The 12,821-nt window shown below is 62.8% G+C and carries 12 protein-coding genes; 8 read left to right on the forward strand and 4 right to left on the reverse strand.

Annotation, left to right across the window (positions count from 1 at the left end):
• The first annotated feature begins 154 nt into the window (after nucleotides 1-154).
• Nucleotides 155-1,108, forward strand: a complete 954-nt coding sequence (locus ACEN42_RS26915; protein ID WP_371883637.1) for a D-2-hydroxyacid dehydrogenase family protein — start codon at nucleotides 155-157, stop codon at nucleotides 1,106-1,108.
• 9 nt (nucleotides 1,109-1,117) lie between these two features.
• Here ACEN42_RS26915 and ACEN42_RS26920 read toward each other — a convergent pair whose 3' ends face one another.
• Complete coding sequence (locus tag ACEN42_RS26920; RefSeq protein WP_371883638.1) at nucleotides 1,118-1,678, reverse strand: TetR/AcrR family transcriptional regulator; 561 nt, start codon at nucleotides 1,676-1,678, stop codon at nucleotides 1,118-1,120.
• Between the two features lie 57 nt (nucleotides 1,679-1,735).
• Nucleotides 1,736-2,158, reverse strand: a complete 423-nt coding sequence (locus ACEN42_RS26925) for a hypothetical protein (RefSeq protein WP_371883639.1) — start codon at nucleotides 2,156-2,158, stop codon at nucleotides 1,736-1,738.
• A 179-nt stretch (nucleotides 2,159-2,337) separates the two neighbouring features.
• Between ACEN42_RS26925 and ACEN42_RS26930 the strand changes: the two genes are divergently transcribed.
• A complete protein-coding gene (locus ACEN42_RS26930) occupies nucleotides 2,338-3,447 on the forward strand; it encodes a peptidyl-alpha-hydroxyglycine alpha-amidating lyase family protein (protein WP_371883961.1) in 1,110 nt (369 codons plus the stop codon).
• Nucleotides 3,448-3,524: 77 nt separating this feature from the next.
• On the opposite strand, the gene ACEN42_RS26935 is transcribed toward ACEN42_RS26930, so the two are convergent.
• The gene (locus tag ACEN42_RS26935) at nucleotides 3,525-4,448 is read right to left on the reverse strand and encodes a DNA-3-methyladenine glycosylase (RefSeq protein ID WP_371883962.1); all 924 of its coding nucleotides are present in this window, start codon (nucleotides 4,446-4,448) and stop codon (nucleotides 3,525-3,527) included.
• Nucleotides 4,449-4,607: 159 nt separating this feature from the next.
• Here ACEN42_RS26935 and ACEN42_RS26940 point away from each other — a divergent pair, with 159 nt between their 5' ends.
• Entirely contained in the window at nucleotides 4,608-4,775 is a 168-nt protein-coding gene (locus tag ACEN42_RS26940; protein ID WP_371883640.1) for a hypothetical protein, read from the forward strand.
• 3 nt (nucleotides 4,776-4,778) lie between these two features.
• The gene (locus ACEN42_RS26945; protein WP_371883641.1) at nucleotides 4,779-5,123 is read left to right on the forward strand and encodes a hypothetical protein; all 345 of its coding nucleotides are present in this window, start codon (nucleotides 4,779-4,781) and stop codon (nucleotides 5,121-5,123) included.
• 120 nt (nucleotides 5,124-5,243) lie between these two features.
• On the opposite strand, the gene ACEN42_RS26950 is transcribed toward ACEN42_RS26945, so the two are convergent.
• The gene (locus ACEN42_RS26950) at nucleotides 5,244-5,993 is read right to left on the reverse strand and encodes a GntR family transcriptional regulator (RefSeq protein ID WP_187604311.1); all 750 of its coding nucleotides are present in this window, start codon (nucleotides 5,991-5,993) and stop codon (nucleotides 5,244-5,246) included.
• A gap of 164 nt (nucleotides 5,994-6,157) precedes the next feature.
• Between ACEN42_RS26950 and ACEN42_RS26955 the strand changes: the two genes are divergently transcribed.
• The 4 genes from ACEN42_RS26955 (at nucleotide 6,158) to ACEN42_RS26970 (ending at nucleotide 12,775) form a co-directional block, all read left to right on the forward strand.
• Nucleotides 6,158-7,378: an alanine--glyoxylate aminotransferase family protein gene (locus ACEN42_RS26955; RefSeq protein WP_371883642.1), complete on the forward strand. Its 1,221-nt coding sequence runs from the start codon at nucleotides 6,158-6,160 to the stop codon at nucleotides 7,376-7,378.
• Nucleotides 7,375-8,139, forward strand: a complete 765-nt coding sequence (locus ACEN42_RS26960) for a 2-keto-4-pentenoate hydratase (protein ID WP_371883643.1) — start codon at nucleotides 7,375-7,377, stop codon at nucleotides 8,137-8,139. Before ACEN42_RS26955 ends, ACEN42_RS26960 begins: the two co-directional genes overlap by 4 nt.
• Nucleotides 8,140-8,193: 54 nt before the next feature.
• On the forward strand, nucleotides 8,194-11,232 hold the full coding sequence (locus ACEN42_RS26965; RefSeq protein ID WP_371883644.1) for an FAD-binding and (Fe-S)-binding domain-containing protein: 3,039 nt from the start codon (nucleotides 8,194-8,196) through the stop codon (nucleotides 11,230-11,232).
• A 253-nt stretch (nucleotides 11,233-11,485) separates the two neighbouring features.
• Entirely contained in the window at nucleotides 11,486-12,775 is a 1,290-nt protein-coding gene (locus tag ACEN42_RS26970) for an MFS transporter (RefSeq protein WP_371883963.1), read from the forward strand.
• Nucleotides 12,776-12,821: the final 46 nt, after the last annotated feature.

Raw genomic sequence — 12,821 nt, forward strand, 5'->3', positions numbered from 1 at the left:
CGCATTCGGAGACGGCGCTCCGGCTTATGCAGCAAGGCTTTGCCGGGCTTCATGGACGCTCGCCGAGGCCCCCGCGCGACATAAATTCGCGCATTGCGTCACACTGGCGGCTGCCGCTCGATCCATTCGTAATAACAAACCAGACGAAACCATCATGGCCACATCCGATCCGATCAAGGTCGCCGTTCTCGACGACTATCAGCATGTCTCGCTTTCCATGGCCGACTGGTCGCCGCTCGAAGGACGCGCCACGATCACCGTGTTCAACGATCACATCGCCGATCGCGACGCGCTGCTCGAACGCCTGCGCCCCTTCGACGTCGTGTGTGCAATGCGCGAGCGCACGCCGTTCTCTCGCGACATCATCGACCATCTGCCGAACCTGAAGCTGATTGCGTCGACGGGCGCGGCCAATGCATCGATCGATCTCGAAGCCGCCGCCGAACGCGGCATCGAAGTGCGTCACACGGGCTACGCATCCACTCCGACGATCGAATTCACCTGGGCGCTGATTCTCGCGATGATGCGCAACATCCCCGCCGAAAACCGCTCGCTGAAGGAAGGCGGCTGGCAGGTGGGCCTCGGCACCGAACTGGCGGGCAAGACGCTCGGCCTGCTCGGGCTCGGGCGCGTGGGATCGGCGGTCGGCGTGATCGGCCGCGCGTTTCGCATGAACGTGATCGCGTGGAGTCAGAACCTCACGCGCGAGCGCGCCGAAGAAAAGGGCGTGCAACTCGTCGACAAGGACACGCTCTTCAAGACTTCCGATGTGCTCTCGGTTCACGTGCGGCTGAGCGAGCGCACGCATCATCTCGTCGGCATGAAGGAACTCGCGCAGATGAAGCCGACGAGCCGTATCGTGAACACGTCGCGCGGGCCGATCGTCGATAGCGCTGCGCTCGTCGACGCGTTGAAGGCGGGCAGGCTCGCGGGCGCGGCCATCGACGTGTACGACGAAGAGCCGCTCGCTGCGAACGACGCGCTGCGCGCGCTGCCGAACGTATTGGCGACGCCGCATATCGGCTATGTATCGGAGGAGCTGTATCGCACGTTTTACGGGGATACGGTGCGCAATATCGTCGAATGGCTCGATGCGCGCAAGGCGTGATCGTCCTGCTTATGAAGGCTTCGATGCGTCGGGCAGCAACGAGAACAAGGTTTCGATTGCGCTGCTCGCGCGGCGCTTGCCGTCCGAGCGGCCCATCGCGAGATCGATGACCGCAAGCCCGACGACGAGCGCATGCACCATCGCCACATGCTCTTTCGTCACGGCGAGGCCCATTGCTTCGAGCATGCGCGTGATGCGCACCGCGACGCCGTCCGCGAGTTCGCGAAAGAGGCTGCGGATGGTCGGCTCTTCGTCGGCGGCTTGCGCGAGCGCCATCAGCACGCGGGTGTTCTCGTGGCGTATCGCGACATTGGCGATGGATGCCGCCGTGACCTTGGGCGACGTTTCGCCCGCGAAGGCATCGACGGCGGCGAGCTGGCCGTCGATCGCCGTGCGCGCGACGGCTTCGATCAACGCGAGACGCGTCGGATAATAGTACGTGAGATGACTCTGACGCACGCCCGCGCGCGCGGCGACGCGCGGTTGCGTGAAGCCCGAATAGCCTTCTTCGCGCAACGTGGCGAGCGCGGCTTCGAGTATGGTTTGACGACGATCCTGCACGGGGCGCATTCCAGATTTGGTTGATTTACCAAACCTTAGCGCGGGCAATGCACGACGTCAACCTCGTCAATTGTTATACGAAGGCGGTTGCGGATTGTTTGCGGGGTTCGTGTCGAGCTTGCGGATTTCTATGATCGCATCGCTTGCGAGTAACTGAAGAGCTTCCTCCAGTGCATCGGCGAGCGCCTTGTCATAGACTTCGTCGCCGTTCACATAAAGCGTGAACGCTTCGATATATTTAGCCTTTTTAGCGGGATTTTCGATGGTTTCGCGCGTCCACCGATAGAGCGGATAGTGCTCGATGCCATCTCGCTCCGCTTGCGCGACGTAGTCGGCGAAGGCGTCGTACTGGCATTTCAATTGGGCATCGTGCCTGATGAGCACTCCGTTGATCGGCGCGAGCTTTTCGCTCGCAGGGTCTTGACGCGCCAGAGCCGCGTATTCGGGCGCGAGCCGGATTCGAACTTGATATTGCCAGGATTCGGTCATGATGTCCTTTCAGCGTTGAAAGCGATAAAAGCACGTGCATGTGAATAATGCGATTCATGCACTACACTTCCTCTCGCATCGCGAAGCAAGCCGACCATCGATGTTCATCATTGCAGGCGACGAACAAGAGGAGGGTAACAGTGAGTCTTCGACACTCGATGTACTGCCCATGTTGCGACATGACGCCAGGCGCTGCAAGCCGCCGGCGCTTTCTGATGCTCGCGGGCCAGAGCGCCGCCGCGCTCGCGCTCTTTCCGCATCTCGCTTACGCCGACAACGACGTGCCGGCCATTACCTACGACTCCGTTCCCGATCCGGTGCGCTTGCCGCGCGACGTGTATTTCGGCGAATGCTCCGGCGTCGCGCTCAATTCGGCGGGACATATCTTCGTGCTCTCGCGCGGCAATAGCATCGGCCCCGCATATGGCGCAGCCGCGGCGCAATTGCTCGAATTCGATCGCAACGGACGTTTCGTGCGCGAGATCGGCCATAACCTTTATGCGTGGTCATTCGCGCATACGGTCAAGGTGGATCGGCAGGACAACGTGTGGGTCACGGACAAGGGCTCGGACATGATCATCAAGTTCACGCCCGAAGGCCGTGTCGCGATGGTGTTCGGACGCAAGCAGGAAGCATCGGATGAGGATACCGCGCCGCTCAAGCATCCGAATCCGCCGTTGCCTTCGGAACCCGGCCGCTTCCGACAAGTCACGGATGTCGCGTGGGATGCCGCGGGCAACACGTACATCAGCGACGGATACATCAATTCACGCGTCGCGAAGGTCGACAAGGACGGCAACTGGCTCAAGTCCTGGGGCGAGCGCGGCAAGGAGCCGGGGCAATTCCATACGCCTCACAGCATTGCCGTCGACAGAAGCGGCCTGGTCTATGTCGCCGATCGCAGCAATCGGCGCATTCAGGTCTTCGATGGGGAAGGGAATTTTCAGCGGCAATTCACGATCGACGTGCCCGTGCCGCCCGATGCGCGCCCGGCTATCGGCAACATGCCCGATGAAGCCGCGATCGCGGCGGGCACGTTCGCGCCGGGATCGCCGTGGGCCATTTGCATTTCGCCGGGTCCGGCTCAAGTGCTGTACTCCGCCGATGCGTTTCCCGGCAGGATCTACAAGCTATCGCTCGATGGAAAACTCCTGGGCGTGCTCGGGCGATCGGGCAAGCAACCGAAGCAGTTCGGATGGATTCACGAAATGGCGTGTCCGGCGGAGAACACGTTGTTCGTGGCGGAATTGCTCAACTGGCGAGTGCAGAAGCTCGTATTGCATGGGTGAATGCGGCATCGCTTCCCGGCATTTTGCATGCGTACGAAATGCACGCAACATGCGATCGCGGTCGGTTGCATGCGATATCAGCCGCCGCGCGCAAGTCCCGTTTCCATCGCCACGCCGTTCCACAGGTGCATCGCCGCGTAGGCGCGCCACGGACGCCAGCGCTCTGTGCGCGCGCGCTGCTGGGCAGGCTTCGCCAGCGACGGATCGCGTCGCGCAATCGCCTGCATGAGAACGAGATCGGCGTCGGGCCACGCGTCGGGATCGCGTAGCGCGCGCATCGCGACATAGCCGACGGTCCACGGCCCGATGCCGGGCATCGCGAGCATGTCCCGTTTCAGCATTTCGATGTCGGCGCCCGGTTCGTCGAGCGGCAACGCGCCCGTCGCCACCGCATGAGCGAAGCGTTGCACGGTCTCGATGCGCTTCGTCGGCATGCCGATCTTCTCCAGGTCGGCTGCGGCGAGTTCGGCGGGCGTGGGAAAGCGCCACGCGGTGCCTTCGTGTGGATGCCCCGCGATCTTTTTCCCCGCGCGCTGCACGATGCGATTCGTGATCGTCGATGCGCCTTTCACGCTCACCTGTTGTCCGACGATCGTGCGCACCACGAGCTCGAAGCCGGACCACGCGCCCGGCACACGCAAACCCGGCGCGGCCGAGACGAGTGGCGCGAGCACCGGGTCATCGCCGAGGCACCGGGCGATTTCGCGTGGATCGACATGCAGATCGAACATGCGCGAGAGCGGCGTGGCGAGCGCATCGGCGTGGCGCGCCACCGCGCCCTCGACGTTCACGACGAGCCGATGCCTGCTTTCGTGCGGCTTCACTTCGACGGTGCCGTCGTCGCCTTGCCATTCGATCGCGCGTCGATAGACGCCATCTTCGACCGACTCGACGCCCGCGGACGCCCGCCCCGCGATGAATTTCAGCATGCGCGTCCAGTCGAAAGGCCGCTTGAAGGGCAGCTCGAGCGTGGCGGTCGATGTATCGATGGTCGAATGCATTTTGAATGCCGTATGCGCGATGGTCGATTGCATGCCGATCTTACTCCGGCAGCCTGCATGATCGTCGCGCGCCGATGCTCACTCTTCGCTAACTTTAGGCGGCCACAATGCCTCACATCGACAGCAACGATTCAGCGACAACAGCCAAAGGAGCCGAACATGAACGCCATCTCGATCAGCATCGCCGCCATCGTCATCACTGCCGCGCTCGCGGCCATCGCGCCGGTCACGCATTACACGCAGCATGAAATCGCCGTGCTCAGTGCGCATGCGGCGAGCACACGCGCCGAGGTTCAAGTCGGCGCGGGCAGCGGGCTGACGGCTTGATCGATGCGCGCGGAATCAGGGACGCCGCGCGAGTTCCATCGTGCTCGCGTTCAGCATCTGTCTGAATTCGGGGTCTTGAGACAGGACCTGGCGCGCGCTCGTGACCAGTTGCGGACGGCGGTCCCATTGATCGGAACGCACGACGCAGCGCGAGAGGACATCACTGTAGACGGGACGAAGCCCTTCGCGGTCGTGCACCGCGGTCAGTTGGGCGATGCGGACTTTCTCGTCACGCGTGAGGCCGCGCGTGAGGCAGTCGACAGTCTGGCGGTCCATTGCGGCCTGCGCAGTGTCGAAGTCCGAAGAGTGATAGAACGTGAAGCCCGTGATGACGAGCACCGCGCCTAGCGCGATGCATACCCCTCGAATTCTGGTCAAGGTTTTCCCCGGTAGAAGGCTCTGGCGGCCGTAGGCCGGTATCGTATCCCATCTTCCGAGAAATCGCGTGACCGTTCTATTCTCTAGCGCTCATCCACCATCGACTTTGTTCGTCGCACGCTTTTTTTGTGTTGCGGGTTTCACCGTCGTCAGCGTGCGCTCGGCGAGAACCGCATCGCGCTTGGACAGCAAATGCTTGCGCAGGATCTCGCCCATGCGCCTGCCGTCACGAGTCTCGAGCGCCTCGATCATCTCTTCGTGATCGCGAATGGCGCTGTCCCATTTCGGCGTCTGGAAGTTCGAACGAAAACGCAGCGCCATCAGACGCCGGTTGATCGACACATAGGTCTGGCGCAAGGCGGTATTGCGCGCGGCTTCGTTGATCTTGTCGTGAATGGCCTGGTTGCGGCTGTAGTAGCCCGAGAGATCGTTTTGCGCACGGCACGCGAGCATCGCGTAATGCAGGGCTTTTATCTCCGCGATCTCCAGCGGCGTGATGCGCTCGCACGCCAGTTCACCTGAAAACGCCTCCAGCCCGCTCATCAATTCGAACATCTCGCGAATCTCGAACTCGCTCATCTGCGATACGGACGCGCCCCGGTTCGGCGAAATCTCGATCAGACCTTCGGCGGCCAGCACCTTCAGCGCCTCGCGAAGCGGCGTGCGCGAGATGCCGAGCGTCTCGCATAGCTTGCGCTCGTTGAGCTTCACGCCCGGCGCGAGCAAGCCCTCGACGATGAAGCCGCGCAAATGGTCGACGACGGTGTCGTGCAGGCGCAGGCGTTCGACCTTCGGCAGTGACGAGGAAACGTGCGTTTCCGGAAAATCGGGATTTTGCATTCAATACCTCTGATTCCATTTACGGCAATTTTAACCCAGCGCTAGCGGAAAAAACCGCCAGCGGGTTATCCCTAGGCCGTTCGGCCTATGTATTCCTTTACGCGTCTCGATCACTGCGTTATTGTATTTTGCATGCAAAATTACATCTAAGAGGACGCGGACTCATGTTCAAGCTCGATTTCCATCCTGCTGGCCGTCACTTTCTGCAGATCCCGGGGCCGAGTCCGGTACCCGATCGCATTCTGCGTGCAATGAGCTATCCGACGATCGATCATCGCGGCCCCGAGTTCGGCGCGCTGGGATTGAAGGTGCTCGACGGCATCAAGAAGGTCTTCAAGACGAGTCAGCCGGTGGTGATCTATCCGGCATCGGGCACGGGCGCATGGGAGGCGGCGCTCTGCAACACGCTGAGTTCCGGCGACACGGTACTGATGTACGAGACGGGCCACTTCGCGACGCTGTGGAAGAAGATGGCCGAGAACCTCGGGCTCAAGCCGGAGTTTCTGGGTTTGCCCGGTATCGAGGGATGGCGGCGCGGCGTGCAGGCCGACATGATCGAGAAGCGCTTGCGTGAGGACACGCAGGGCGTGATCAAGGCCGTATGCGTGGTGCATAACGAAACGTCGACGGGCGTGACGTCCGATATCGCCGCCGTGCGGCGCGCCATCGACGCCGCGAAGCATCCTGCGCTGCTGATGGTGGACACGATCTCGGGTCTCGCGTCGGCGGATTATCGTCACGACGAATGGGGCGTGGACGTCACGGTCTCCGGGTCGCAGAAAGGTCTGATGCTGCCGCCCGGAATCAGCTTCAACGCGGTATCGGAGAAGGCGCGCGAGGCGTCGAAACGCGCCACGCTGCCGCGCGCGTTCTGGGACTGGAACGAGATCATCGAGATGAACAAGCAGGGTTACTGGCCTTACACGCCGAACACGAACCTGCTCTACGCGCTCTCGGAAGCGCTCGACATGATCCTCGGCGAAGGGCTCGATAACGTGTTCGCTCGCCATCAACGGCTCGCGGCCGCGTGCCGCTCGGCGGTCACCGCATGGGGACTCGAGATTCAGTGCGCCGATCCCGCCGTGTATTCGCCGGTGCTGACGGGCGTGATGACGCCCGAAGGCGTCGATGCCGATGCGGTGCGCAAGCTCATCTACGAACACTTCGACATGTCGCTCGGCACGGGGCTCGGCAAGGTGAAGGGACGTATGTTCCGGATCGGCCATCTCGGCGATTGCAACGATCTCACGCTGATGGCCGCGCTCTCCGGCTGCGAGATGGGATTGAGGCTCGCGGGTATCGAAGTGAAGGGCAGCGGTGTGACGGCGGCGATGGACTATCTGACGAGCCACGTCGCGAAGCCCGCGCTGAAGGCGGCAGCATGAGCGCCGTGTTCGACGCAGACTCGCTCGCGCGGCTTTTTGTCGAGGCCCGCGCGCATCGGGCGAAGCTCGACGTATTGCCGGAAGGCGCGCGTCCGCAGAACCCGGATGAAGCCTACGCCGCGCAGGAAGCGACTTTGCGTGCGCTGAACGCGGACATCGGCGGATGGAAGGTCGGCGCGAAATCGCACGATGGCCCGATTCAGGGCGCGCCACTTCCCGCCGATGGCATGCATGATTCAGGCGCGCGTCTCTCGATGCATGCATTCGGCAAGGCCGGACTGGAACTCGAAGTCGCGTTCAGGCTCGGCCGGCGCTTCGAGGCGGGCAGCGGTCCCTATGGCGATGAAGACGTATTTGCCGCGATCGAGTCGGTGCATGCCGCGATCGAAGTCGTGGCGAGCCGTTTCGCCGCGTGGCCCGATGTCGAGAAGCCCTGGCAACTCGCCGACCTGCAGAATCATGGCGCGTTGATCGTGGGCAATGGCGTGCCCTACGACGCGGCGTTTCCCTTCATGTCGCCCGCGATGACGTTCACCTTCGACGGCGCGCCGCTCTTCCAGGGCGCTCCCGCGAACCCTTCGGGCGACCCGCGTCGCCTGCTTGCCTGGACGGTGAACCACAGCGTGTCGCGCGGGCTTGCCGTCGAGCGCGGCACCGTGCTCACGGCGGGCTCGTACACCGGCCTCGCATTCCCCGATGCGCCAGGCACGGCTGTGGGCAGCATCGAAGGCTTGCCTGCCGTCGAATTGCATTTCGCATAACGCATTCATAAGGCCACGAACCGCACAGCGCTCTGGCACTCACCGACAGCGACGATGCTCAATTCCCCAACAGACCGGCTCGTCAAGCCGATTCATTTGATGCCCGCTTCCGCGCGTGCGCGGCCCGGGTCCACGCCGACGCCGCTGCAGGCGCGACTGCAACGCGAGCTGAAAGGCGATGTGATGTTCGATCGCGCATCGCGCGGGCGCTACGCCACCGATGCGTCGATCTATCAGATCATGCCGGTCGGCGTCGTCGTGCCGAAGGATCAGGACGATTTGCGCCTCGCATTGCAGATTGCACGCGACAGCCACGCGAACGTGCTCGCGCGCGGCGCGGGCACGAGCCAGTGCGGGCAGACGGTCGGCGAGGCGCTCGTCATCGACACGACGAAGTGGCTCAACAACATCGTTCATTTCGACAAGGATGCAGGCACGGTCACTGTCGAACCGGGCGTCGTGCTCGATCATCTGAATGCGTGGCTGAAGCCGCATGGCCTGTGGTTCCCGGTGGACGTTTCGACGAGCGCGCAATGCACGATCGGCGGCATGGCGGGGAACAACTCGTGCGGCTCGCGCTCGATGGAATACGGGATCATGGTGCATAACGTCGATGCGATCGACGCGATCCTAGCGGATGGTCACGAAGCGCGTTTCGGCAAGCTCTCGACGATGACGAACGATGCACGTGTACGCGATCTCGTCGACGGCGTGCGTGGCATCGCGCTGCGCGAGCAGCAGGAAATGCGCGAGCACATCCCCAAGGTGCTCCGGCGCGTCGCAGGCTACAACCTCGATCTCTTCGATTGCCAGAGCCCGCTCGCTTTCAGCGCCGCCGGCGAGCCGAATCTCGCGAACCTGCTGGTCGGCTCGGAAGGCACGCTTGCGTTCAGCCGCCAACTGACATTGAAGCTTGCGCCGCTGCCCGCGCACAAGACGCTCGGCGTAGTGAACTTCCCGAGCTTCTACGATGCGATGGACATGACGCAGCACATCGTGAAGCTTGGACCGGTCGCGGTGGAACTCGTCGATCGCACGATGATCGATCTCGCGATGTCGAATCCCGCCTTCCGGCCCGTGATCGAAAAGGCTTTGGTCGGCGAGCCGAAAGCGATCCTGCTCGTCGAGTTCGCGGGCGCGGATCACGATGCGCAAGTCGCGAAGCTCGCTCAACTCGTCGAGCTGATGAGCGATCTCGGTTTGCCCGGCTCGGTCGTGCAGATGCCCGATGCGGGTCCGCAAAAAGCGCTGTGGGAAGTGCGCAAGGCGGGCCTCAACATCATGATGAGCATGAAGGGCGACGGCAAGCCGGTGTCCTTCATCGAGGATTGCGCGGTGCCGCTCGAACATCTTGCCGAGTACACGAGCCGGCTGACCGAAGTCTTCAGGCAGCACGGAACCGAAGGTACGTGGTATGCGCATGCGAGCGTCGGCACGCTGCATGTGAGGCCGATTCTCGATATGCGCCGCGACGGGGCCCTCAAGATGCGCGTGATCGCTGAAGAGGCCGCGGCAATGGTGCGCGAATACAAGGGCGCATTCTCGGGCGAACACGGCGACGGCTTGTGTCGCGGCGAATGGGTTGCGTGGCAATACGGCCCGCGTATCAACCAGGCCTTTCGCGAGATCAAGCAGCTCTTCGATCCGGAGAACCGCTTGAGCCCGGATCGAATCGTCGCTCCGCCGAAGATGGACGATGCGCGCAACTTCCGCTTCCCGCCTTCTTATCACGAGCTTGCGTTGACGCCGCGGCTCGACTGGTCCGCATGGAACGTGACGCGCGACCCATCGACGGGCGAAGAGGGTGCGGCGGGGTCGGGCGGCGATCTGTCGGGTGGACTCGCGAAAGCGGTCGAGATGTGCAACAACAACGGTCATTGCCGCAAGTTCGATGCGGGCACGATGTGCCCGAGTTATCGCATCACGAAGGATGAGCAGCATCTCACGCGCGGCCGCGCGAACACGTTGCGGCTCGCGCTGTCGGGACAGTTGGGCGATGACGGGCTCGCGAGTCAGGATGTGAAGGACGTGCTCGACCTGTGCGTGTCGTGCAAGGGTTGCAAGCGTGATTGCCCGACAGGCGTCGACATGGCGCGCATCAAGATCGAGGCGCGAGCCGCATGGACCGAACGTCATGGCCTGCGCTTGCGCGAGCGATTGATTGCGTTCCTGCCGCGCTATGCGCCGTATGCGAGCCGCATGCCGGCGCTGTCGAACGCGTTCGAAGCGAATATGCCCGGCGTTGCACGCTGGCTCAAGTCCAGGCTCGGCCTCGCGCCGGAGCGAATGTTCCCGCGCTTTGCGAAGCCCTTCCTCACCGATGCGGCCAGCAATCCGGTTGCATCTGCGACTAACGAAGTCCTGCTCTTCGTCGATACCTTCAACAACTACATGGAGCCGGAGAACGCGCGGGCCGCAAAGCGCGTGCTCGAATCGGCCGGCTACACGGTTCACCTGAACATCAAGGCGGGCGAGCGGCCGCTGTGTTGCGGACGCACGTTCCTCTCGGCGGGTCTCGTCGATGAAGCGAAGACCGAAGCGCGCCGCGCGCTCGATGCGCTCATGCCATATGTCGAACGTGGCGTGGCGATCATCGGACTGGAACCGTCGTGCCTGCTCTCGTTGCGCGACGAGTTTCTCGGATACGGCTATGGCGATAGCGCTCGCGACCTCGCGCGCGTGTCGTTTCTGTTCGAGGAGTTTCTCGTGCGCGAAGAGGCAGCAGGGCGCTTGCGACTGAAGCTGAAGGCGCTGGATCGATCGAAAGCGTTGCTGCATGGCCATTGCCATCAGAAGGCATTCGATGCCGTGCGCCCCATCGAGAAAGTGCTCGGCTGGGTTCCGGGGCTCGAAGTGAAGACGATCGAATCGTCATGCTGCGGCATGGCGGGCAGCTTTGGCTATGAAGCGGAGCACTATGCCGCGTCGCAGGCGATGGCGGAACTGTCGCTATTGCCGACCGTGCGTGCCGCACCTGACGCGCTCATCGTGGCGGACGGGACGAGCTGCCGTCATCAGATCGCGGACGGTGCGCAAAGAGAAGCGCTGCATGTCGCACGCATTCTGGCGATGGCGCTCGACGCAAAGGATTGACGACGGCAGGACCAGAGTTTCATTCACCGAAGCAAAACAGCGGACAGCAAACGAGCCGCGACCCAGGAGACCAGCGATGACATCACCGCGCAAACCACGCATTCGCAAGCTGCGCCGCAGAACGCAATAAGCGGGCTCATATCGAGCCGCTGTCCTCATCCGACGTACCACGCGAAGTTCCGCATGCCGTGACATGGGGCGCCTTTCGAAAAGCGAAGGCGTCGCGCCCACGCACGCGGCCAACAAGGAGACGATGATGTTCCGTCGAGCCACGACGCGCGTTCTGCTGTTGCTATGCGCGATGTATTTCATCACCTATATCGACCGGGTCAATGTCAGTACCGCGGCGGCCCAGTTCGGCGCGGAGCTTGGCCTCTCGCACACGCAGGTCGGTTTTGTGTTTTCTGCCTTCGCGTATCCGTATCTTGTGTTCCAGATTATCGGTGGATGGGTGGGCGACCGTTTCGGTCCACGCCGCACGCTCACGCTATGCGCGATCATCTGGGCGGGCGCCACCGTGCTGACCGGTCTCGCGGGCGGCTTCGTGTCACTGATCGTGGCGCGCGTGCTGCTCGGACTCGGCGAAGGCGCGACCTTTCCGACCGCCACGCGCGCGATGTCCAACTGGATGCCCTCCGACCAGCGCGGTTTTGCACAAGGCATTACGCATGCAGCATCACGTATCGGCAATGCGGTGGCGCCTCCGCTCATCGTCTGGCTGATGGTCGCGACGAGCTGGCGCGGCGCGTTCATCATCACCGGGATCATCAGTTTCCTGTGGGCGCTGGCGTGGGTCTTCTACTTCCGCGACAACCCGCGCGATCATCCGCGCATCACGGAAACCGAATGCGCGACGCTCGCGACTTATTCGGGCGTGAAGCAACGCGCGCCGGTGCCGTGGCGCACGCTGCTCGGCCGCATGGCGCCAGTCACGGCTGTGTATTTCTGCTATGGCTGGGTGCTGTGGCTCTTTCTCGGCTGGATTCCGCAATACTTCCTGCATAGCTATCACATGCAGCTCGGCAAGTCGGCGCTGTTCGCGTCGGGCGTGTTCTTCGCCGGCGTGCTCGGCGACTGGCTCGGCGGTTCACTCACCGACCGCATCCTGAGAAAGAGCGGCAATGTGCGCCTGGCGCGCAACGTGATGGTCGGTGTGTGCATGCTGCTGACGCTTCTGTCGCTCGCGCCGATCATGCTGATCTCCGACATCTCGATCACGCTCGCGGCGGTGTGTCTCTCGGCCGGCTTCTTCTTCAATGAGATGACGATCGGCCCGATGTGGTCCGTGCCGATGGACATCGCGCCGAAGCACTCGGGCACCGCATCCGGCATCATGAATTCCGGCTCGGCGCTGGCGGCCATCATCAGTCCGGTCGTGGGCGGCTGGCTGATCGACCGAACGGGCAACTGGAATTTGCCGTTCACGGTGTCGATGATCCTGATGGCGGTCGGCATCATCCTGTCGTTCACGATGCGCCCGGACCGCACGCTCGAAACCGACGAGGAAAAGAAGGACGCGGCAGACGCACGCAAGTTCGTGTGATCGGGTGGCGGCGACGGCGGCGGTTCAATGCATTTTGCATGCGTTG

This window comes from Caballeronia sp. S22 (genome assembly GCF_964261745.1).
GTDB classification, from domain to species: domain Bacteria; phylum Pseudomonadota; class Gammaproteobacteria; order Burkholderiales; family Burkholderiaceae; genus Caballeronia; species Caballeronia jiangsuensis.